20 protein-coding genes, 1 tRNA gene and 2 pseudogenes are annotated in these 20458 nt (G+C 64.7%); 4 read left to right on the top strand and 19 right to left on the bottom strand.

Going from position 1 to position 20458, the window contains the following annotated elements; all coding sequences use genetic code 11:
• Nucleotides 1–6 precede the first annotated feature (6 nt).
• On the top strand, nt 7–789 hold the full coding sequence (locus ACGFK1_RS32580) for a sulfite exporter TauE/SafE family protein (RefSeq protein WP_393439824.1): 783 nt from the start codon (nt 7–9) through the stop codon (nt 787–789).
• Here the strand turns inward: ACGFK1_RS32580 and ACGFK1_RS32575 are convergent.
• A complete protein-coding gene (locus tag ACGFK1_RS32575; RefSeq protein ID WP_393439821.1) occupies nt 786–2273 on the bottom strand; it encodes a cryptochrome/photolyase family protein in 1488 nt (495 codons plus the stop codon). The two genes, ACGFK1_RS32580 and ACGFK1_RS32575, sit on opposite strands and share 4 nt — an antisense overlap.
• A 90-nt stretch (nt 2274–2363) precedes the next feature.
• Between ACGFK1_RS32575 and ACGFK1_RS32570 the strand changes: the two genes are divergently transcribed.
• Nucleotides 2364–2437 (top strand) — tRNA-Pro (locus ACGFK1_RS32570).
• A gap of 155 nt (nt 2438–2592) precedes the next feature.
• Here the strand turns inward: ACGFK1_RS32570 and ACGFK1_RS32565 are convergent.
• From ACGFK1_RS32565 to ACGFK1_RS32515, 11 genes and pseudogenes are all read right to left on the bottom strand, one after another.
• Nucleotides 2593–2844, bottom strand: coding sequence for a tyrosine-type recombinase/integrase (locus tag ACGFK1_RS32565; protein ID WP_393439818.1), 252 nt, complete (start codon nt 2842–2844; stop codon nt 2593–2595).
• Between the two features lie 48 nt (nt 2845–2892).
• Nucleotides 2893–3312: a DUF732 domain-containing protein gene (locus tag ACGFK1_RS32560; RefSeq protein WP_393439815.1), complete on the bottom strand. Its 420-nt coding sequence runs from the start codon at nt 3310–3312 to the stop codon at nt 2893–2895.
• Nucleotides 3313–3723: 411 nt separating this feature from the next.
• The gene (locus ACGFK1_RS32555; protein WP_393439813.1) at nt 3724–3978 is read right to left on the bottom strand and encodes a hypothetical protein; all 255 of its coding nucleotides are present in this window, start codon (nt 3976–3978) and stop codon (nt 3724–3726) included.
• Between the two features lie 39 nt (nt 3979–4017).
• The gene (locus ACGFK1_RS32550) at nt 4018–4194 is read right to left on the bottom strand and encodes a CsbD family protein (protein WP_393439810.1); all 177 of its coding nucleotides are present in this window, start codon (nt 4192–4194) and stop codon (nt 4018–4020) included.
• Between the two features lie 1496 nt (nt 4195–5690).
• Entirely contained in the window at nt 5691–6581 is an 891-nt protein-coding gene (locus ACGFK1_RS32545) for an alkaline phosphatase family protein (RefSeq protein ID WP_393439807.1), read from the bottom strand.
• 697 nt (nt 6582–7278) lie between these two features.
• Entirely contained in the window at nt 7279–8055 is a 777-nt protein-coding gene (locus tag ACGFK1_RS32540; protein ID WP_393439804.1) for a dienelactone hydrolase family protein, read from the bottom strand.
• 74 nt (nt 8056–8129) lie between these two features.
• Nucleotides 8130–8696, bottom strand: a complete 567-nt coding sequence (locus ACGFK1_RS32535) for a 2-dehydropantoate 2-reductase N-terminal domain-containing protein (protein WP_393439893.1) — start codon at nt 8694–8696, stop codon at nt 8130–8132.
• A 184-nt stretch (nt 8697–8880) separates the two neighbouring features.
• Entirely contained in the window at nt 8881–9129 is a 249-nt protein-coding gene (locus ACGFK1_RS32530; RefSeq protein ID WP_393439801.1) for a hypothetical protein, read from the bottom strand.
• 144 nt (nt 9130–9273) lie between these two features.
• Nucleotides 9274–9531: pseudogene (locus tag ACGFK1_RS32525) on the bottom strand (DUF742 domain-containing protein); the annotation flags it as partial.
• Nucleotides 9532–9645: 114 nt separating this feature from the next.
• Nucleotides 9646–10170: pseudogene (locus ACGFK1_RS32520) on the bottom strand (peroxiredoxin); the annotation flags it as partial.
• A 50-nt stretch (nt 10171–10220) separates the two neighbouring features.
• The gene (locus ACGFK1_RS32515) at nt 10221–10562 is read right to left on the bottom strand and encodes a hypothetical protein (protein ID WP_393439798.1); all 342 of its coding nucleotides are present in this window, start codon (nt 10560–10562) and stop codon (nt 10221–10223) included.
• Between the two features lie 242 nt (nt 10563–10804).
• Between ACGFK1_RS32515 and ACGFK1_RS32510 the strand changes: the two genes are divergently transcribed.
• On the top strand, nt 10805–11290 hold the full coding sequence (locus tag ACGFK1_RS32510) for a hypothetical protein (RefSeq protein WP_393439795.1): 486 nt from the start codon (nt 10805–10807) through the stop codon (nt 11288–11290).
• A gap of 30 nt (nt 11291–11320) precedes the next feature.
• Here ACGFK1_RS32510 and ACGFK1_RS32505 read toward each other — a convergent pair whose 3' ends face one another.
• From ACGFK1_RS32505 to ACGFK1_RS32495, 3 genes are read right to left on the bottom strand one after another with little or no spacing between them, the layout of a single operon-like run.
• Entirely contained in the window at nt 11321–12259 is a 939-nt protein-coding gene (locus tag ACGFK1_RS32505) for a transglycosylase SLT domain-containing protein (protein WP_393439792.1), read from the bottom strand.
• A complete protein-coding gene (locus tag ACGFK1_RS32500) occupies nt 12256–12921 on the bottom strand; it encodes a glycoside hydrolase (RefSeq protein ID WP_393439789.1) in 666 nt (221 codons plus the stop codon). The genes ACGFK1_RS32505 and ACGFK1_RS32500 overlap by 4 nt, the downstream gene beginning before the upstream one ends.
• 50 nt (nt 12922–12971) lie before the next feature.
• Nucleotides 12972–13766, bottom strand: a complete 795-nt coding sequence (locus ACGFK1_RS32495; protein WP_393439786.1) for an RsiV family protein — start codon at nt 13764–13766, stop codon at nt 12972–12974.
• A 101-nt stretch (nt 13767–13867) separates the two neighbouring features.
• Here ACGFK1_RS32495 and ACGFK1_RS32490 point away from each other — a divergent pair, with 101 nt between their 5' ends.
• Nucleotides 13868–15172, top strand: coding sequence for an acyltransferase (locus ACGFK1_RS32490; RefSeq protein ID WP_393439783.1), 1305 nt, complete (start codon nt 13868–13870; stop codon nt 15170–15172).
• On the opposite strand, the gene ACGFK1_RS32485 is transcribed toward ACGFK1_RS32490, so the two are convergent.
• The 4 genes from ACGFK1_RS32485 to ACGFK1_RS32470 form a co-directional block, all read right to left on the bottom strand.
• Complete coding sequence (locus ACGFK1_RS32485; protein WP_393439780.1) at nt 15147–16145, bottom strand: alpha/beta hydrolase; 999 nt, start codon at nt 16143–16145, stop codon at nt 15147–15149. The genes ACGFK1_RS32490 and ACGFK1_RS32485 overlap by 26 nt on opposite strands.
• Before the next feature lie 289 nt (nt 16146–16434).
• The gene (locus ACGFK1_RS32480) at nt 16435–17340 is read right to left on the bottom strand and encodes a cutinase family protein (protein WP_393439890.1); all 906 of its coding nucleotides are present in this window, start codon (nt 17338–17340) and stop codon (nt 16435–16437) included.
• 282 nt (nt 17341–17622) lie between these two features.
• Complete coding sequence (locus ACGFK1_RS32475; RefSeq protein ID WP_393439777.1) at nt 17623–18252, bottom strand: cutinase family protein; 630 nt, start codon at nt 18250–18252, stop codon at nt 17623–17625.
• Nucleotides 18253–18395: 143 nt separating this feature from the next.
• Nucleotides 18396–19658, bottom strand: a complete 1263-nt coding sequence (locus tag ACGFK1_RS32470) for a hypothetical protein (RefSeq protein WP_393439774.1) — start codon at nt 19656–19658, stop codon at nt 18396–18398.
• Nucleotides 19659–20458: the final 800 nt, after the last annotated feature.

The following is a 20458-nucleotide window of genomic DNA, read 5'->3' as shown; positions in this document are numbered from 1 at the left end:
GGGCAAATGCCCGTCTCCCACATGATCCTGATCGCCCTGGCGGGTGTCGGGGCGGGAGCGATCAACGCCGTCGTCGGTTCGGGCACGCTGATCACGTTTCCGACCTTGGTGGCGCTGGGCTTTCCGCCGGTGACGGCGACGATGTCGAATGCCGTCGGCCTGGTCGCCGGCGGGGTGTCCGGCACGTGGGGCTATCGCCGGGAGTTGCGCGGGCAATGGCATCGGCTGCGCTGGCAGATCCCGGCGTCGTTGGTCGGCGCCTTGTTGGGCTCGTGGCTGCTGCTGCATCTGCCGGAGAAGGTGTTCGAACAGGTGGTGCCGGTCCTGCTGGTGCTCGCGCTCGGCCTGGTCGTCGTCGGGCCGAAGATCCAGGAGTGGGCGCGGCGGCGCGCGGAGTTGTCGGGCCAGTCGCCAGAGCACGTCAGCGGTAGGCGGATGGCGGCGCTGGTGTTCGGCACTTTCGCGATCGGGATCTACGGTGGCTACTTCACGGCGGCGCAGGGCATCATGCTGATCGCGGCGATGAGTGCGCTGCTGCCGGAGGACATGCAGCGGATGAATGCAGCCAAGAATCTGCTGTCGCTGTTGGTGAACATCGTGGCGGCGGTGGCGTACACCCTCGTCGCATTCGACCGGATCAACTGGGCGGCGGCTGGATTGATCGCGGTGGGGTCACTGCTCGGCGGGTTCCTCGGTGCGCACTACGGACGACGGCTGTCGCCGGCGGCGTTGCGCACCGCGATCGTGATGGTCGGCGCAATCGGGCTGTATCGCCTGGTGACCGTTTAGAACCGGCGCCGGTTGGCCTCCTGTTCGAGGACGGCGTCGAGGTCGGACAACCGTTCCATCGACGACACCGCGCGCTGGGTGCGGTTGTTCTTCGACAGCCGATCTCGATGACGGTTCACGAACGCCCAGTAGCCTGCGGTGAACGGGCAGGCGTCCTCGCCGAGGCGCTTCTTCGGATCGAATGCGCACTCGGCACAGTGGTCGCTCATCTTGTTGATGTACGCGCCGCCCGCGGCGTAGGGCTTGGTGGCGAGTTTGCCGCCGTCCGCGTGCTGGCTCATCCCGATCACGTTGGTGGGCATCACCCACCGAAATCCGTCGACGTAGGCGGTGGCGAACCACTCGGCGAGGGCATCGGGCCGGTAGCCGCGCTGCAGGGCGTGATTGCCGAGCACCATCAGCCGCTGAATGTGGTGGGTCCACCCGCGGTCACGCACGCCGGCCAGTGCATGGCGCAGGCACTCGGCGGTGACGGCGTCGGCGTCGAGTTGTGTCCACCACTCGGGCAGCTTCGTTCGCGCCTGCAGTTCGTTGTTTCGGGTGTAGGCCGGGCCGAACTGCCAGTACAGGTGCCACATGTATTCGCGCCAGCCCAAAATCTGGCGGATGAAGCCTTCGACGGCAGCCAGCGGGGCCTTCTTGGTGCGGTAAGCCTGCTCGGCGGCGTACACCGCGTCGAGAGGATGCAGCACACCTAGATTCAGCGGCACAGACAGCAGCGAGTGCGACATCGCCCAGTCCTGTCCCATGATCGCGTCTTCGTACCGGCCGAACGAGGGGAGACGGTGCTCGATGAATCGGGCCAGCGCGCGCCGCGCCTCCGACGGCGTGACTGCGAACAGCCGAGGACCATCGACCCCGACTGTGTCGAGGTTCATCCGGTCGAGGTCACGGCGAACCTGTTCATCGATGTCGTCTTCTCGAGGTTTGTACGGCGGCGGCACACCAAGTGTGGACTGCTTTCGTGGCGGCGGCTCGCGGTTGTCCGCATCGTAATTCCATTGGCCACCAACGGGTTCCGAGCCATCCATCAGAACGTCGAAGCGGCGGCGTTGGTCGCGGTAGAAGTCTTCCATCCGGAAGCGGGTGCGGGTGCCCGCCCAATCCGCGAATTCGGCCCGTGGCAGAGCGAAGGTCGGGGTGGGCAGGACGTCGGCGACGAGTCCGCGTGCCGCGAGGCGGTGAACGAACCTTTCGGCGGCATGTGAGGTGGGCTGATGCACCAGGACCGGTCGCCCGAAGCGTTCGAGCGCATCGGTGTAGGTATCGGACTGGATCAGCGTGGCGCGATCGCCGAGGTCGCGGGCAGCGTGCCGCAGGGCGGACAGGACGAGGTGAAGCTTCTGGCGGTGATAACGGCGTCGACGTAGCGCGCTGGTGGCCTCGACGAGAAGGACCTCGCGATGGGCGTGTTCGCCGCCGTGAACCGCAGGACCGAGTTGGTCGGCGAAAAGCCAGAGCGGAATGTCGTCGTGTGCGCTCACCGTGTGGAAGTACCCACTGGTGGCGGTTGGGATTGTGACGTCACGCTGCGGTAGGCTTTCGACCTGCTGCCGGCGATCCCGGCAGCACCGCGGGCTGTGGCGCAGTTTGGTAGCGCACTTGACTGGGGGTCAAGTGGTCGCAGGTTCAAATCCTGTCAGCCCGACCGACATTGACGCAGGTGGGGAGCGGTTTTGGAGGTGGCCGGAGCCGCCTTTTTCATACCCGGTGGGGGTGTGGATAGCAACACGGATAGCGACGGCTACTTAGCCAAGGATGCCGAGGTGACTGGCCAGGGATTCGACTGCTGCCCGAGCAGTGTCATCGCTGGTATGCCCGTATGTCGCCGGTGATGGCGATCGAGCTGTGCCCGAACAGATCGGCCACCGCCTTGATGTGCACTCCTGACTCCAACCAGGCTACGGCGGCGCTGTGCCGAAGCGTGTGCACGCCGACGTCGGACATGCCCGCCTTCTGCGCCGAGATCTGGACGGTGCGCAGAATGTTGCTCGGGTCGACCGGCGTTCCGAGCTCGGTCGCGACCCAGCCCGTTTTCGGGCCTCTGGTTGCCAACCGCAAGTCGCTCGGCTGCCTGCGGTGCGGTTGGCGCAAGAGAAACGGTCAAACGCCTCCCCGATGCTGATTTGGTGACAGCATCCCCTGAGCTGCCGCTCCACAGGGGAAGCCAGCGGCGCTGTCCGCCCAGTGCTGAACCACAGGGATCAAGGAGGGTCGGTAGGCGACGACTGCGGCGGCGATGATCACGCCCATGTCGTGCTGGGAAAACCGCTCCTCGCCGGTGCTGACTATGGAGCCGACACTGGCGTCGCCCTGCGGAGAGGCGCTCAGTTCATCCAAGAGGTCATGAGCGAAAGCGACCATCGCCTGAGGATCGGGGTGAGACACCCCGTTCTCGTCGAGCAACCCCAGATAGGTCGCGTCGCCGTGGGAGTCGGGAATGGCTGAGGCCAACGCTGATGCACCGACCATCAGGCCCAGTATCGCCATCAGTAACGCTGCCGCCTGTATCGGAACTTTCATCCTGTTCTCCTTCACGCTCGCGACGTGGCCTGGCGGATGACCCCCGCATACAGCTGGGCCTCAAAGTTGTTGATCTGGAGGATGGTTCGGAACTACAGGACCTGGTTTTGTCGGTGCATCATGTCGGATAACGTTCTCAAACACCCCCATGACGAAGACCATTGAGAACAACAACGGCCACGCCTACATAGAACAGATGCAGCAGATTCGGGTACTCCAAGGTGGCCCGCCGGGCGACAACCCCCGGGCGTCGCCCGGCGGACAGTCGCCAAGTCCAAACCGCCCGCATTGTCGGCAGAACCAGACGAAGCACCGCTAACATATCGGCGGTTCTGTCATGGCGTGTGGACGGCGCAGTTTGCATCGTTGCACCGACCCCGTCAGATCGCCTCGAGGGTACCTATGGGGTACCTATTCCGGTGGGATGGATGAAATCGACGAGATAGACGCTCCGCTTCCGGACGCGTAGTCATACGCCGACTCGATCTCCGCCTGGGCGGATGCATTCTCGTCCGCCAGCCTTGTGCTGACTTCAGTTGAAACGACCATCGAATACGCCTCCGCGAGGTGAAGCAACTCTAAGTCGCTCGCCTTTCCCGCCTGTTCTCGTATCGCTACGAGCAATTCTTCGGCGGCTTGGTCGGCTAGCTCTTTGAGGTCAGCCATTTCTCCTCTATCGGGCTTGTTGCCGCGGAACGCCGCTGCTTAATCGCCTTTCAAGGCGTCTTTGACCTTTTCGCCAGCATCCTTCAGGCTCGATTTTGACTGGTCGACCTTGCCCTCGTTCTGGGTGTCCTTGTCGCCTGTCACCTTGCCGAGGCCCTCTTTCGCTTTGCCGCCTAGGTCCTCGATTTTGTTGCTGGCTTTGTCGTCGGCGCCCATGGTGGGCCTCCTTCGGTTCGTGGTGGCTTATGGCCCGGAGTGGGGCTGTGCGGTGGATACCTCTGGGACGCTCATTCCAAACCGCACCGCGGCCTAGATACCCAACCGGGCCGCCACCCTCGGGAGAGTTAATCGGCGGCGGGGGCGTGCAATCGACAGTGCTCGATTGCACCTGCTGTTTCACCATGTCGAGCTTGTTATCCCACTCCCCAAGGGCCTTCCGTGAACGCGGTTAGTCCTTCGGCGAGGAGCTTGGCCGTCGGGTTCTCGGTGGCTGGCGACTTCGCGGAACTTATTAGCGGCGGTCGAGGGCCCAGGCGCTGCCTAAGACGTTATCCAAGGGCACCGACGACCCATCGTGGATGTTTTCTGACGCAACGCAGGTTAGAGACGCGCGAGAAGTGGTTAATACCAGCTATTGACGGGTGAGAAAATATGTCTCCCGGACCCCTTTCCGGTCAGGCGCTCACCGGTCGGGCGCCCAGGGGCCCCGCCAGGCGCCTAATCCCCACGCGCCTGACGGGGCGGGACGGCGTTCGGCGGGCCAGGCTCGCTGCTGAACTTCCAGGGTCACCCCGTCGAACACCTCACGCCGACCCAAGACGTGACCAACCTCAGCGCCGACGCTGTTGAGCGCATTCCTCGTATGGGTCGCCGCTAAACGGGATTCGATCCGCCACCAAGGGAGCGCGGGTGGGGGCCGATCACTTAGATACGACGTGCGCTGTCGTTATCCGGCTCCCACTACGGACTGAATACGTCGGCGCCGACGTGCCGGGCGACCTTCTCGAGCCTCCGCATGATGGTCGATTCCTTCACGATGCCGTCGGGCTGTCCCCAGTGGCGATCAACTGCGCGGCGAGCTGACGCGCTTCGCCCGGGGTCAGCTAGCCCATGACTTCCAGGCCACCACTCTCCAATTCACGCGCTACCTCTCGGTGGGCATTGCTAGCGCCCTGATGGACTAGTTCACATGTAGTTCACGCTGTCCGATTTAGGCCTGGGAAAGTGGCTGTGAGCTCTATCGAAAGACCGTGTCGACGGATTGTGTCGTAACGCCGGATGCCATCAGGTTTGGCCCTCGGCTTTCCGCACCCGGGTACCCCCGCACCGGGTCCGACGAGGAGGCCGATCACCGGGTCGGACACCGTTGATCCGCCTGAACCGCTTCAGCATTGGCCTGCTGCGCCGTCAACATCGTTGCCTGCCTTGCGCTTTCGCCAGTGTGCGTTGCCGGACCCGAAACTTTGCTGACATTCACCCTGTCGGCCGCCAACGACGTTGCCGCCCTACAGGCTCGGTGTTGGCGCCCGCTGCTGTGCCGCCGGGATAGCTCTGCTGGCCGCCCGTGCATGGGATCGCCCTCGCCGTCCGAGCGGGAGCCTCGGGCGCGGTTTATCGTTACGCGGTCAGTGCGCAGCCGGGCGAGCCGATGACGGGTGTTCGTGAGCGGTGGGACGGGTTTCGCCGCCCCACCGCTTCGCGATATGTCGGGATCAGATGCTGAACGCGTTGCGCATGCTGGCCGCCTTTGTCGCTTCGCCGAGCGGCGGAAGGCCGAGCATGTCTTCGGTGGTGCGAAGCAGCGAGTAATGCGTGAAGGCATCGCTTGCCTTGGTGCCCGGAACCACCGTCGGGGCGATCACTTCGGTGAGGACCTGGTTGCTTCCGGCGCCACCCTCGTCCCAAGTCAGGACAATGGCGGTGTTACCCGACTGGTATTCGGTGCTGTTGATCAGCTGCGGAATCAGGGCCGACAGGTACTTGTCTCCGGTCTGCAGCTCCCCAGGCACGCCAGTGCCTGCGCAGTTGTCGTGCATGTCGTCGCACAGGTCGGGGGTGATGAAGGTGAACTTTCCGCTGAGGTCCGGTGTGGAGGCCGTGTTGTCAAACGGGATGTCCTTCTGCTGGCACAACGTCGAGAAGTTCTTCTCGACGTAGTACGCCGCAGGGTTGTGCTTCGGCGCGTACTTGCCGTCGGTGTGCTGCCCGCAGTTGGTCTTCATCGACTCGTTGAGTGCGCGCCAGTCACCGCCGAGTTGGGAGAAGATGCTATCGACGTTGAGCGGGTGTGCCGGCGGGTCCGCATCGTCGGTGACTCCCTGAGGGGAACCAGATGTCATGGCGATGTAGTTGGGCAGACTGGGATTGGTGATCGCGTTGTAGTTTGTTGCCTCTCCGCACAACCCGGCGAGCTTGTTGATGTAAGGAGCATCGGCAGAACCATTCACCTGCGCAAAGCTCTTGTTCTCCATCACGATCCACACCACATGCTCGTATTTGGTGTTGGCGGCTTTCTGAGCGACGCCGCAGGGCTTATCCGGGGTGGGCCGACTACTCGGGGTGTCCCCGTTCGCGACACCCGGCATGACAGCCAGTGCGCTCATCGCAGCTGCGGCTGCAACTACAGCCATCCGTGCCACGCGGCGGTGGCGGACATGAGATGCGTTCATTTCCAATTCCTTTCGAGGGGGGAGCCGGACGCCTCCTCGAGTCCGACCTTCGCAGTCTTGAAATGTTGTTTGTCCCAATCGTTTCCAGGGGCTGGACATCAGCTGTCACTTAACTTAACAACAGCCTCAATTCTCGCATCAGTATCTTTCGTCCCTTTTGCCACAGGCATGCTCAGGTGTCGACAGCCGAGGTCGGCCCGCTCGCACTCCGATTGCCTGGGGTTGCGAGGAGGGCCTGGCGACGCGCGCGACCGCCGTTCCTCGATGAGCGTCACCATGGAGCCCGAATCAGACTGGCGGTAACACCAAATAACCGGTCACCCAGTGCTGGGTGTTTCGCCGGTGGTCAGGCGTCAAGATGAACGCGACATCGCCAAGTTATTGAACCCCCAGGGTGACGCCACACGAAGGCCCACTCCTTCCCGCGGCTTGGGTGCCCTCGCCAGGAACGAGGCGGCCAAGTGCCCGGTCGATCTCGTGCAAACCGACGCGGCGGCACCCGCCATTTCCGACAACGCGTTCGAGCCCCGCCCACGTCGAGGCTGTTTTTGAGCCGCCAACCCGTGTAGTAGAAAGTCTCGCCTCGACGGCGGCGCGCATTACACGCAGTCCGTAAGACGGCGCTGCTAATTCATTCCAAAGCTGTCTCGGGCAACGTCTCGAAAACCTCGTCGAACAAGTCGAGCACCGCACGCCATGCCCGCGGAGTGTGCGTTGGGTGATAACCGACGCCGGGCACGGTGGCCGCGGGGTGAGTGATCCCCTCGGCGTGCGACCCATCGGGGTTTGTCGGCCGGGCCCAAAACGCGTGCTTGGCGCCGCCATAAACATTCACCCGCCAGTCGACTCCGGCGTCCTGGAGTGCGCGGCCAAACGTGAGGATCTGGTCAGGTGTGCAGATCGGATCTTCGGAGCCGGTACACAGAAGGAATGTGCCGCTTACCTCGTTCCAGTCCTCCGCGCTGACGTCCGACAGGCCGGGATGAACGACAGCAACGGCCTTGAACGCAACCCCCGCCCTGGCGAGTTCGAGCACGATACGGCCGCCGGCGCCGTAGCCGAGGGCGGCGAGCCGATCAGCGTCGACACCGGGCACCGCGAGAAGGACATCAAGCGCGGCACGACCAATAGCCTGCATCCGCTGAGCATCGCCCAACAGGGGCATGACCCTGGCCAGCATCGCTTCCGGCCTACCGAAGAACAACTGACCACCGTGATAATCCATCGCCAAGGCTGCGTAACCGTGCGCAGCCAGGTCGTCGGCGCGGCGCCGTTGATAGTCGTCGAGGCCGATCCCGTCGTGTCCGATAAGCACAGCCGGCCAAGGCCCCTCGCCGGGCGGGCACGCCAGGTGCGCGACCATCGTCAGGCCGTCTACGTCGTAGGTGAGTTCACGCGTTGCACCCATCAACCCAAGCTATCGAGCGGTTGCCATACGCGTCGTCATGGTTCGCTTTCGGCCGAAGTCGCAGGCACATGCAGTCAGCAATCGGGCTGACGAGCCGACTTTGTGGGCATGGTGCGCCCGTCGTGACGGATTGGCGCAGCCCGGAGGCGGTTTCGGAGCAATGCAGAGCCGCCTCTATGGCGCTCCACAAGGGCTGTGCAGGACGAGGGGCTATCGGGCTTTACGCTGGAGCCTAGGTAGACAACGCTTACATCGAGGCAAGCGATGGCCAACGAACGAACGGAGCGGGCAGCCCTTGCGGCTGACCTCGAACGGGCGCGCGCCGACTTCAAGCGGTTGTTGGTTATTGCAGCCGACGACGACTGGAACAAGCCGTTGTCGGGCACACGCTGGACCAACGCAACAAGGTGCCGATCTCGATGCCCTTGGAGAGGTTCACCAGTGTGGCGCGATCGTCGATGAACGGGGTCCGAGGTGGCCCGAATGGCAGCCGACAACTGCATGCCGGGCGCGAACCGGGTGTTGCGGTGACAGGCGTTGATCTCGTCGGCGACCTCGGGCTCTCTCGCCCACAGTGTCACCGAGTTCCCTGCATCCGCGAGCACGCCGCAAATCGCGCAGCCCCAGGCGCCCGCGCCCATCACTGTCACGTCTGCCACCGATTCACCCTAGCCGCGCCAAATTGCCCAGTTGGCAGAGTTCGGCCGGTTGCCGGGGGACGCCGCTGTTCCCGCTGTCTTGTTCAGCCCGTTATGGTTTCGGCGGGCCGGCCTCGATGGTTGTGGCTCGCTCGATCTCGGGGCGCTGGACAGTCGACGGTAGCGATCAGCAGCCCTTGGTGAAGCCGCAGGGCACGGTCGCCTTTTCGGCGGGAGTAGCGATCGCGACGGGGGCCACGGTAGGCGGGGTGGTTGTGGTTGCGGTGCCACCGAGTGTCATTTGGCCACTGGACACGACGGGCACAGTTTCGGGTCCGGCTGCCTTCTCTTCGCCCAGAGCAATTGCGAATGCGCCCGTCGCTATGAGCGCGGCGCCGACAACCAGGGTTCCTCGCATCTTCACCGACTGCTGCATGGCTGTCCCTCCTGGTCTCTGTGGTGTGCCTCCGTAGCAAGTGCGTGTGTCCTGAGAGTTGCTCGCTGAACTGGGTTACGGCTGGATAGATTCTGGCAATCCGCTACGAATCTGACGGGCGGGGAATCGACCGGGGCGCCGACGTCAGAGCGCTCGTAGGCCGGCCAGGGTCCTACTGATCAGTTCGCGTCGTTCGTCGATTGTCATGGCGCCGCCGAGGGGAGCGCGCACCCGCAGATAACCCTCCGACACCAGCTCGTCGACCAAGAACCGCGTCGCTCCGAGTGGCAACGACAACCTAGCGGCGATCTCCGCGACCGTGGTGCTGTGGGTGCACCATGTCAGGATCTGGCCCCGCACATCATTTCTCGGCCAACGCGGTGGCTTCGCGGCAGTGTTGACCGATTCGATCGGAGCCTCGAGCGGCAGTTCGACATCGGCGTCGATACGACCCGCGGCTACTGGTTCTGGGAACCAGTCCTGCTCTCGGGCACTGAGCGAATGTCGTGGTTCGTGATTCTCCAGAAACCACAGGGCCTGGTCGGCGTGCACCGACGCCCGCACTTCATTGGAAACGACCTTGAGTACGGTGCGGTCGGTGTCGATGACGAACGTTGTCCGTTTGACGGGCAGCAGCCGGGCCAGCAGGCCGCGACGCCGCGCGTGCCGACTGTGCCGGGCCGACTCACGCGCCAGCACGGATCCACGCAGCTTGGCGAACCTGCCTCGGCGCACGCCGAACAGCTCGGACACCACGCCGTCTTCGTCGGACAGCAGCGGATAGTCGAACGAGCGTTGTTGGGCGAAGTGGGCTTGCCTGTCGATGGTGTCGGTACTGATGCCAACACGCTGTGCGCCGACCGCGGCAAATTCGCTGCTCAAATCCCGAAAATGACAAGCCTGGGCTGAGCAGATGGGTGACGACGCCAGCGGGAAGAAGAACAGCACGACCGGCCTGTCGGAAAGGAGTGCGGACAGGGTCCGAGGCCGACCGGTGTGGTCATACAGAGTGAAGTCAGGCGCCTTCTCGCCCGCGATCATCGGCAAAGACTAGCGCGGGGACGCTCGGCGCGACGCCCGACTCAAACGAATTACGCAGGCGGTGGGGGCGGCGGTACCGCTCCGCCGCAGCCGCCAGGCGGCGCTGGCTGTGGAATCGGTCCGCCCCCGACGACGCATTGCAGCCCGGGTGACAGCAACCCGAAAGGATGGCCGATCATCGGCGCCCCGTACTGAATCGCATGCCAGAACGTGCCATCGGGATAGGGCACGCCGTCGCAGTACGCGAGAGAGATCTGCGAGCCCATACCGCCGCCAGGGCAATAGCCCGCCTGCATGTTGGGCATGTGGGGGTCGGGAGCAGGGTCGGCATACGCTGGTGCGGCGACTAACAGCGCAGCCGCAACGGCCAATCCTGTAATCAAGTTCCGCATACCCGCCCCCCTTGGACCGCATTTCCGCACTATCTCCTGCAATTGTGCCCCTCATGAACCGCCGACGTAGTTGATATAGCAAACATTTTCGAGCTCGGGTCAGGAGCCCCAACTCATCGGGGATTCGTGGATTTCAACCCGCGGCGCTACGGGCGCTCGGTAGCGTCAGCGGACCCGGACAAGGTCCCATCGAAACAGGATTCAGAGGGAGCAGGGTGGGAGTTCGACGACGCACTCGACGCTTGGTCGTATCCGGCGTGGTCTGCATGGGCCTGCTCGCGGTTGCGCCACTACAGCAGGCATCGGCAGCACCGGTCACGGAGTGTGACGGCGTGGCCTGCGAGGTGGCGGACAATGTCGGCACTGCCGTTCACGTAGTGATCCACAAGTTCTTCCAAGAGGTGGCCGACCCCGACCAATGCACCGGCGCATTGACTCTTGCGACCGTTCGCCGCGGATCGTCGGTGCTGCTTTCGCAAGGCTCCTTGTCTGACGACACCCCGAAGGTCGCGATCGGTCAGTTCTATCGCTCCCGAATGAAAGATGGCACTTGCGAAGCGCTTTACATAACGAGCGCACCTGTGCTACCGACGTTCAACGCCCAATTCGTCGGTCCCGACGGCCAACTGAGTTCGACGTTCGGACCGGTGACGTCGGAGTCCGTCACCGACCAGCCCGGCATCCAACAGGCCGTTCGGATCGATATGGAATTCCCACCTGAATCATGAAATCCGTTGCCGCAGAGCAGGTTCAATGAGTCACGGCGGATGCGTCGCCAGGTACTCGGCGACGGGAATCGCTGTCTCCTCGGCGTAGCCGATCGGCAGAACAACGTCACCGGCTGTCGTGGGATAGTAGACGTCCCACCGGTAATAACTCATGAACGCTGCCGGGTCCGCCATCAGTACCGCCGCATAGTCGTTGACCGCCCGCACGTACGCGTCGGAGTTGTTGTACCGATAGATGGCGTGATCACGGTCGGTGGCAAAACCGTTGGCCGCCAACATTCGACCCGCCGCCATGATGCTGTCATGCGGTGAGTGGATATCACCGCCGTCTCCGTAGGCCGCGAACGTCGACGGCAGGAACTGCATGGGTCCTTGTGCGCCGGCGGTGCTCACCCCGTTGATGCTCCCGAAGCGCGTCTCGACGAAATTGATCGCCGCCAGATAGTTCCAGCCAACCCCCGAGGCCGATTCCGCTTCGCGGTACTCACTCATCAGCTGCTCGGCGGGTGCCGGGGCTTCGATGCGCCAGGCCGGCAACGTGTCGTTGGCGTGCGCCAGCGTGACAAGATGGCGACGGGCGTCGATGTTGAGGTCATAGACCTCGACCATGGGCGCGGGGATCCGCGGCCGTGTGATCGCGTCCCACTCGGGATGATGCCCGATCGCGCGATACGCAGCCTGCTGACGGCGTGCCGCGGCCGCCAGCGTCGCCTCCGACGCTGACGGATCGTGCAGCGTCTGGTCATCAGCGACGAGATCATCAGCAAGTTGGGCCGGGTCCTGCGCCAACCCGGGCTGCGCTCCGGTGGGCGCCTCGGGCGCCGTCGTCTCGTCCAGCATGGTCGCGCTGGCCGCCGTCGTGGACGTCGCCGGGGGCGCAGCACTCGGCGGTTTGGCCTGCGAACACCCCACGGCCACAACCAAAGTGGTGCCGAACAGGACGGCAAGGCAGCACCGGCGCGCGGTCACGACCGCATCGAATCGAGGAAGTACGTCTCTTTGCCTGTCGGGTAGCCGCCACCGTCGGTGGCGATGTGCACGTGATCGAAATGGTTGGCGGTTTCGTTGCCGTAGTCCGCGGTCCAACTCGGAGCGGCCTGAGCCGGGTAGAAGCCCTGCCGCCAGATCACGTGCAGCACGCCCCACTTCTTCGCCATGGCCAATGCATATCCAGCGATCTGGTTGCCCAGCGCAATGCCCTCGTCGGAGTGATAGTTCGGGATCATCACGTCGATCGCCAACCCGTTGGGATGCCACTTCAGCGGATCCTGGCGGAACCCGCCGATCGTCTTGATCTCGGGGAACATCACGGCGATCGCACGCGCCACCCAGATGGTGTGGATCTGCAGGCCGTTTTCCGGCGCGATGCCGGCAGGCAACGCGAACCGGAAATCCTGGCCGGCGACGGGGGCGCTCGCGGCCAACAACTCCGCCTCGGTCGGGGCCGCAACTTTGGGCGCACCCGGCGGCGCGGGCACCTGCGTCGTCGGGGTGACCGCGGCATGCTCAGGACCGTGGCGCGGTTCGCCGCCCTGCGCGTAGAACATGCCGGCGGCCAGCACCACCGACGCTCCGAGTGCCAGCCAGCGGCCGCGGCCGTTGGCTAACAGGTTTCCGCCCACGGCCAGCACCTTACTGCTGTACCCGGCGCGAAGTGGCTACCTTCACCAAAGGTTGAGAGTTACGCGATCATCGGGTCGATCTGTGACCTCGGCACCAGAACCTGCAGAGCACCGGCCGCGTCCGGCAGCAGCACGCCCTGGTCGAAGAAGAAGATCACCCCGTCATTGACCACGGCGAAATTCTGGTAGTTGTTCGGGTTGTACAGCGCGGCGGGTGCGATCGGCAGCGGCGGCGGCGCCGTCGTAGTGGTCGTCGTCGGCGTCGTCGGGGCCTGTCCCGGCTGCGCGGGCGGTGCGGCCGGGGGCGCCGGGGGTGCCAGCTGCTTCTGAAGTTCTGCCTGAACAATCGGCGCGACGATCTTCAGCGGATCATCAACCCGCCACAACGGCGTGTTGTTCTTATCGTCGGGCGCGGCCGTCCAGATGATCGCCTTGCGATAGCTCTGGTCCCAGTTGAATGCCTTGTACATGGTCTGCGGATGCGCGCCGCCGACATTCTGATAGACCTTGAACACCACCGCTTGGGTGCCGCGCGGCGGTACCGCCGAGTTGTACTCGGTTGGGGTGATCTCCAGCTCATACGGCGTATCGCGGGGCGCGCCCGACTTGGCGACGTTGAGGAATCCGTCCCTGGCCTGCGCGATGTAGTCGGCCACCGACTTCTGGTCGGGATAGTCCAACGGAATGCTGATATTGACGGTATATCCGGGATCGCTGAGCTGGATTTCGCACGTCCGGCCGGTGTTGCCGCCCTTGAGTTCGGCGCAATAATCCTTCGGGGCGGCGGTGGCCACACCGGCCGAGCCGAAGACGGCGAGAGCCGCAACGAGGGCGGCCATATTGAACCTGCGCATGTCGAATCCCTCCGAGCAAACAGCGGCACCACGCCGCGCACGAGAGATTAGCGCGTAGTACTACTCATCCGCTAAGCGCCCTGGCCAGGCATGCTGGGACCATGACGCGCGCCAAGCCCACGCCCGGCTCACGTATGGTCGCCGGGAACACTCCGGTCAGCCGTGATCGCGCAGTCGACGTCGCCAGGCTCGCGGCCCTCGTCGTGGTCATGTTCGGGCACTGCGCGCTGCTGCTGGCCACCATCGACAGCAACGGGCTGCACATCGGCAACCTTCTTGGCGAGATCCCCGCGATCACCCCGATCACCTGGGTGGTCCAGGTCATGCCGCTGTTCTTCTTGGCGGGGGGCGCTGCGGGGGCCTACGGCTGGCGCGCCGGTACACCCTGGGGCACTTGGCTTTTCGCCAGAGCCCAGCGGTTGTGCCGACCGGTGTTCTGGTATCTCGCGGCATGGTCGGCCGGACTTGTCGCCGCTCGACTGACTCTCGGCGCGGAATCGGCGGAGGGATTGGGGCGCGAATCCGTCGCGCCGCTGTGGTTCCTTGGCGTATATCTCGTGGCACTCGGCTTCGTTCCCGCCTTCACCCGGTTGAAGACGGCCCGCGGCATCGCCATTCTCGTCGCGTCGCTGCTGGTTGCGGCGGCGGCAGGGGACTGGCTGCGCATCGCGGTCGGCGCCACTAGCGCAGGTGTCGCCAACTACCTCGTTGTCTGGCTGATCCCCGTTGCGATCGGTGTGGCATATGCGCGTCGGTTGATCGGCGTTCGCCCCGCATTGCTGGTCGCAGGCGCCGCGCTCGTCGCGCAGACGTTGCTCGCCGTGGTCGCCCCCTATGACGTCTCACTGGTCGTGACGGGCACCGAACACGTGTCGAACGTGTCACCGCCCACTCTGCTGCTGGGATTGCACTGCACCTGGATGTCCTGCGCGTTCGTCGCCTCGGCCGACGCCGTCCGCCGCTTCGCTGCCCGACCCCGCGTCTGGCATGTCGTGGTGGTTGGCAACAGGGGAGCGATGACCCTTTACCTTTGGCACATCCCCGCGATCGCAGTCGCTGCCTTCGCGCTGAACGCGGTGGGCCTCGACGCGTATGACGTTGATGCACCATGGTTTTGGGCCCGGCTCGCGCTGCGGGCGGTCGTCTTCGCGGGCGTCATGGCCGTCATATTTCGATTGCTGGCACCGCTGGAGCATCGCCGACTGCCGTGGTGGGATGCGCAGGCCTGTTCCAGCCGCACTGCCGCGACGATCGCCGGTGCTCTGACTTGCGTTGCCGGCGTTGCGCTTCTGCTGTTGGCCAAGGACGGCCTCGGCGACGCCGCGGGGTGGACGGAGTTGGGGTGCTTCGTCACCGCCGCGGCCGCCGCGCGGCTAGCCGCTACGCGCCGAGCGCCGGCCCGATAGTGGTGTTCCAGGATTCCTGCATCTCCGACCCGAACAAGCCCCACGTATGCGAGCCTTCCTGGCGCACCACGTAGTTGATCGGTATCCCCGCCGCCGCAGCCGAATCGGCGAACACCTTGGTGCTGTCGGCGATGATGCGCTCGATCAAGCCACCCGCGATGTTCGGCCCGAAGTCAGGCGGCAGTTGGTCGACCGCACCAACCCCGCCGGTGGCCGAGGCGGCGGCGTAGACCGCGACGCCTTTGAGCTTCGTGACGTTCTTCGACGGGTCGTGGGCGACCCAGAGCGGACCGCCCGCGGGGCCCCACATTGCATCGGCACTGGCGCCGCCACCGCCCAGCGCCAACGCCACCTGTTGGGGCTGATCGGACGGGTTGAGCAGACCGCTGTACGAGCCGACGGCGCGATAAAGTTCCGGCGCCTGGACTGCATAATCGACCGCTGTGCCGCCGGTGCTGGACAGTCCGCCGACGGCGTTGCGGCCATTGGCGTTGTACTGCTTGTTCATCAGCGGTGGCAGTTCCTTGGTCATGTACGTCTGGTACTGCTTGCTTCCGTCGTCGACCCAGTCGGTGTACCAGCTGAACGCGCCGCCGAGTGGGGAGACGACGTTGACGTTCTTGTTGGCGAAGAAGCCCTGGATGTCGGTCATGCCGAACCAGCTCTTGCCGCCGGGCGGAACGGTGCCGCCGGGATCGAGATCGTCGCCGCCGTCGATGCCGGGCAGCAGATAGAACGTCGGCGCCCCCGACTTCGGGGCTTTGAAGACGTCGTTCACCACGACCTTGTTCATCGCGGGGGAGTAGACCGAAACCTTGTCCCACCGATCCGTGACGTGCTGAACATCGGTGATGTGTGCGCCCTGCGGCACGCCACCGGGCGGGTAAGCCAAGGCGAGGGGTGTTGACAGAAACGAGAAAACCAGCATCAGCGCCGCGGCGAACGCGCAAAAACCACTCTTCAGTTGGGTCACCGGCTGATTATGGAGTTCAGCGAAGCGCCGGGCAACCTTTTCGACTTTTCACGTACCGACGCACCCGCCCAGCTTCGATACGGCGACTCGGCGATGGCGTTGCGCTGCAACGAAACTTGTGGTCGATTCGGAACTTGGCGGCGGTGAATCGCCCTGTCGCCCCGCGAATTTGGCTTCGATACCCGGCGGCGGTTTACAGCCCTGGCACAGCTGAGTAGATCCGGGCGCACTGTTGGATCGGTGGTCGCCAACCGCGTCTGCACTTCCGCGGGCGCCACGCTTGTTGATGTCAGATGATCGGTGCGTCAGGGGCGGGCGGCGCAGCAGGGGCCGAAGGCGGACCGGGCGGTACCGGGCCAGTGGGCAAATGTGGTGTGGGGTCGGGAATTCCGGCGCCGGCCAGCGGAGGTGTGACCGGAGCCGCGGGTGCAGACAGCGGTGAAGGCGCCGGCGTGGCCTCTGGGCCGGGAACCGGGCCCGTGACAGAAGGTTGCGCCGCCGCATCCGCAGCCCAACTCGCCTGCAATTGACTAGCGGCGAAAGTTGCGCCCTGGTCGACCATGCCGCCGTCGATGTACGTGTTGTGAGCCGAGAAGCTCCTCCCGCTGGTATCGCATACCAGGTCGTTGTCGACGCACAATTCGATGGTCTTGCCGACATACTGCGGTCCGACTGTCACGGCGGGGTCGTTGATGGCGCGCATGAAACGGGTGGAAGGCTTACCGAACAGAGCGACGGCGGAGATGTGGCTGGCCACCTCGGGTGGCATCGGTGCCGGCACATCCGCAGGCGAAACTCCTTCGGGTACAACGTTCGCGGTGACAAAGCCGATGACTGCGGCGCCTTGCGAAAAGCCACCCAACACCATCTTGGTCTTCGGACAGTTCGCCGCCGTCGCGAGGATGTGCGAGCGGGCATCGTTGATTCCGTCGACGGCGGTGGGGAAGTCGATGGTCGCGGGATAGTCGACCGCGTACACCCCCAGCGATTTTCCGACCGTCCTGGCGCGCAGTGCTTCGACGAAGGCCTCACCGGTGGGCCCCACTCCAGGTGCCTCGGTCGTGCCGCGGGCGAAAACGACCTCGGCATCCGGGCACGGTTGCGCCTCTGCGGGCGGCGCCTGGGTGATCTGCAAGACCGAAGTGGCCAGGGCCGCAACGCCGAACGAGATGGCGAAAAGGCGTGATGTCACCAACTCATGCTGACACACTCGAGCCCCTGATGCGCGTCGGGCGAAAGACAGCCCGTACCAATCTTGCAGCGCAGCGACAGCAGCGACTAAGCGTGGCCTCGCCATGGCCGACCTCCCGACTCAACGATGTCATCTATGTCGTGAGACAGCCGCCGAGCGTTACGACAACCCGGATGCTGCCCGCCTGGCTGAAACGGATTGCAGGCGATTGTACGTATCGACGCACCAATAGCACAGACTGTGAGAGGTTTCCTTAAGACTTGCTAACGCGGGTCTTTCGGCTCGCTAGATGCGACTCGCTACGAAAGTCGCTGCCTGGTTGACCATTCCCGTCTGGATGTACGCGGTGTGCGCACCCCAGTCCCAGCCGTCGGAGCAGATCGGGTCGTTCGGCACACACAAGTCGACGGTCTTGTCCGCATAGAGCGCGCCGATCCCCGGCAGTGGGCCTCGCGAGAGCGTGTCGGCAAACGCACTCCTGGGGGCCCCGAAAAGTGCTGCGGCCGCAACGTGATCGGCGACTTCCGGTGGCAACGTCTCGGTGGACAGATCGATCACCCCGGCGCCCTGGGAGTAACCGCCAAGCACCAGGCGAGTGCCAGGGCACGCCGCTGCCATCGACTGGATGTGGGCGCTCGCGTCGCGGGCGCCTGCGGGCGTACTCGTATCGAAGTCGCGACTGGCCGGGTAGTCAACCGCGTACGCCGCCACCGATCGACCGCTCAACTGCGTGCGAACCGAGTCGACAAACGCCTGTCCGATGCCACCCGCGCCCGGTGGCTCCGTCGTGCCGCGCGCGAACACGATCTCGACGTCTGGGCACGGCGCCGCACTCGCGGCTGGGACCGCGAGCGTGAACGCGGCGACCGCCACGAATCCAACTAGGCAGGTGATGCAGCGCGAACTGGTGTCCATGCTGATATGTCGCGTTACCCGCCGCGAATGTCACAGCCTGGGAACACACGGGCGCGCAGCTGCTTGTCGCTTTGCACAGAAACGACGCGCGAGACAGCGCACCGGCTGCCACATTTCTCGCATCAGGATCGACGAGAGACGGGTCAGGCGACTCGTTCCAGCAGAGGTACTGCGCGCGCGATTTCAGGTCGGTCGACCCGCGGTCCACGCGAGCGCCGGGGATGGAGCGACACAAGGGACCCGGTGCGGACGACGCCAAGGGGTCCTTGCCGTGCGAAGCGGGCGATCACACTGCTCCGCACTGCCAGGGCGGCTTTGGCCTGCCGATAGCCGACTCGTATGCCGGCCGCGCAGATGATCAGAAGCCCGCCGATGCCGGGAAGCGCGAAGGCGGCAAGCGCCGTCAGCGATGCGGGCGCCAGAACCGCCCTGACGGTGTGCTCCAGGAACGCCCTGACGGTGTGCTCCAGGAACGACAGCGGGCTCGTGGGAGCGGCGGCCTCGGTGGCCAACGGAGCCATCCCGGCTAGCGACAAATCGGTGCTCAGCCCGACCGTTGCGATTCCGCCGAGCGCCGTGGCCGTAGCGACATCGCCGCGCAGCGGCATCGAGCTGACTGGTGAGATCGGCAGAATAGGCGATGCCGCCGGAGGCGTCGGCGGTGTGGGGGCTGCGGGCCCCATCGCCGCCAATGTGGAAAGGCCGAGCCCTGATCCGACGTTCACCGGTTGCGCGAGGGGGGCGTTGATCCCAGGGAACACCAGGAGCGAGTACAAGTCGCCGGGCACCTCCACGAGGGGCGCTACCGCGTCGTTGACCGAAATGAGCATGTCTTGTACCGACGTGATCACGTCGGCGACCGGGGTTTCGGAGGTGGGCAACGCCGCGAGAACACCAGGAACCGACATCGCCACGCCCGCGACCTTCGCCATGGCGGTGGTGACGGGCTGCACGGCCTTCAGCGCAGGGGGCAACACGTTGTCAGGAGTGGCGCTGGGCGGGGCCGGGGTGGGCGCAACGGTGTTCGTTGTCGGCGGGGTCGGGTCCGATTCCGCGGCGAACGCCTTCGAGTCGCCCGCGACATCCACATCGTTGGCGGCCGGCACGACCTCGGTCTCCGGCGCCGGGGTGTCGGGAACTGGAGCGATGGGCGTCGGCGTGGCTTTCACGATGACCGGTTTCTGCACCGGCCTACTCACCGCGTGCAGCTTGTTGAGCACGTCTTGAATCGCGCGACCGATTGGCGACTTCGGGGTGGTAGCCGCGGTCGTGGTCGAGGCGCTGGCCGGCGCGACGCTGGGAGGGGCCGATTCGGCACCCTGGCTCTGGGTGGTTGTTCCGGCAGAATCGTCGGCCGAGGCGATCGCACCGCCGGCGCTTCCGACGAGGAGGCCGGTCGTGAGCACGCAGACACCCGCTGCGAGGCGCATTTGCGTCGAAATCTTGATCTCCTCCCACCAGCAAGCGATCTCGTCGGTAGGTAACGTGCGACATTCTCGCACAGTTTTCCTCCCCAATTCACACGATTGTGCAGGCAATCGGGCCAGATGAGAATAGGTAGCAAACTATTTCTGGGAAAGTTCTGAAATTAGGGTTTGTCAGCCGCCCTACACAGCGTATGAAAGGGGTTTGCTGATAACGGCGTGCGGTGCAGTTTCGGCCACAGATGCTGCCGCAGCGGCGGGCGGCCCGCCGCGCCGGCATAGCCCGGCGAACCGCTCTGACGAGCCATAATCTTCGCTAGCGTAAATAATCTTCTGACAATCGCGGCCGCGTTGCCGCATTCCACCGTGGTCTCGGGAATTCTGCCGGGTAAGTTTCGTTTGCAACGGCCGTAACCACGCAAACCGGCGTCAAGATCAAATCCAACTGGGACGACAATCTGCGAGCAAGTTTGCCAGCACGTCGCCGTCCAGCCAGCCCCGTCCTTCGCGATCATTGCGAGTGCAACCCTCGCCATCGTGTTCGTTCTGTTAAGCGGCGTGACATGCTGCGATCCCGGTCTCGTGTCGGGCATCGGCGATATCGACCCGCAACCGCACGACCGGTCAGCTGTCATGGACCGGGCGAGACGATCGGGGAAAGGGTGCCGAAGCGGCCGGCGGTGCGGCCCGGTCATGCGGAACTCATTGGCGATCGTGTGACGTCTCGCCCGTACCTCGAGGCTGCATCCGGCGCCGAACATCAGCCGATCACCAATGACCGT

Source organism: Mycobacterium sp. NPDC048908 (genome assembly GCF_043197955.1).
Lineage (GTDB): Bacteria > Actinomycetota > Actinomycetes > Mycobacteriales > Mycobacteriaceae > Mycobacterium.
Note: the sequence above shows the minus strand (reverse complement) of the source record. Positions and strands in the feature narration are given on the sequence as shown.

What these genes read in the sequence shown, in the direction of transcription:
- ACGFK1_RS32580 (WP_393439824.1), top strand. Translation starts at nt 7, where the DNA reads ATGCCCGTCTCCCACATGATCCTGATCGCCCTGGCGGGTGTCGGGGCG.
- ACGFK1_RS32560 (WP_393439815.1), bottom strand. Translation starts at nt 3,312, where the DNA reads ATGAAAGTTCCGATACAGGCGGCAGCGTTACTGATGGCGATACTGGGC.
- ACGFK1_RS32555 (WP_393439813.1), bottom strand. Translation starts at nt 3,978, where the DNA reads ATGGCTGACCTCAAAGAGCTAGCCGACCAAGCCGCCGAAGAATTGCTC.
- ACGFK1_RS32550 (WP_393439810.1), bottom strand. Translation starts at nt 4,194, where the DNA reads ATGGGCGCCGACGACAAAGCCAGCAACAAAATCGAGGACCTAGGCGGC.
- ACGFK1_RS32545 (WP_393439807.1), bottom strand. Translation starts at nt 6,581, where the DNA reads ATGAGCGCACTGGCTGTCATGCCGGGTGTCGCGAACGGGGACACCCCG.
- ACGFK1_RS32540 (WP_393439804.1), bottom strand. Translation starts at nt 8,055, where the DNA reads ATGGGTGCAACGCGTGAACTCACCTACGACGTAGACGGCCTGACGATG.
- ACGFK1_RS32535 (WP_393439893.1), bottom strand. Translation starts at nt 8,696, where the DNA reads ATGGGCGCGGGCGCCTGGGGCTGCGCGATTTGCGGCGTGCTCGCGGAT.
- ACGFK1_RS32530 (WP_393439801.1), bottom strand. Translation starts at nt 9,129, where the DNA reads ATGCAGCAGTCGGTGAAGATGCGAGGAACCCTGGTTGTCGGCGCCGCG.
- ACGFK1_RS32515 (WP_393439798.1), bottom strand. Translation starts at nt 10,562, where the DNA reads ATGCGGAACTTGATTACAGGATTGGCCGTTGCGGCTGCGCTGTTAGTC.
- ACGFK1_RS32495 (WP_393439786.1), bottom strand. Translation starts at nt 13,766, where the DNA reads ATGCGCAGGTTCAATATGGCCGCCCTCGTTGCGGCTCTCGCCGTCTTC.
- ACGFK1_RS32490 (WP_393439783.1), top strand. Translation starts at nt 13,868, where the DNA reads ATGACGCGCGCCAAGCCCACGCCCGGCTCACGTATGGTCGCCGGGAAC.
- ACGFK1_RS32475 (WP_393439777.1), bottom strand. Translation starts at nt 18,252, where the DNA reads ATGGACACCAGTTCGCGCTGCATCACCTGCCTAGTTGGATTCGTGGCG.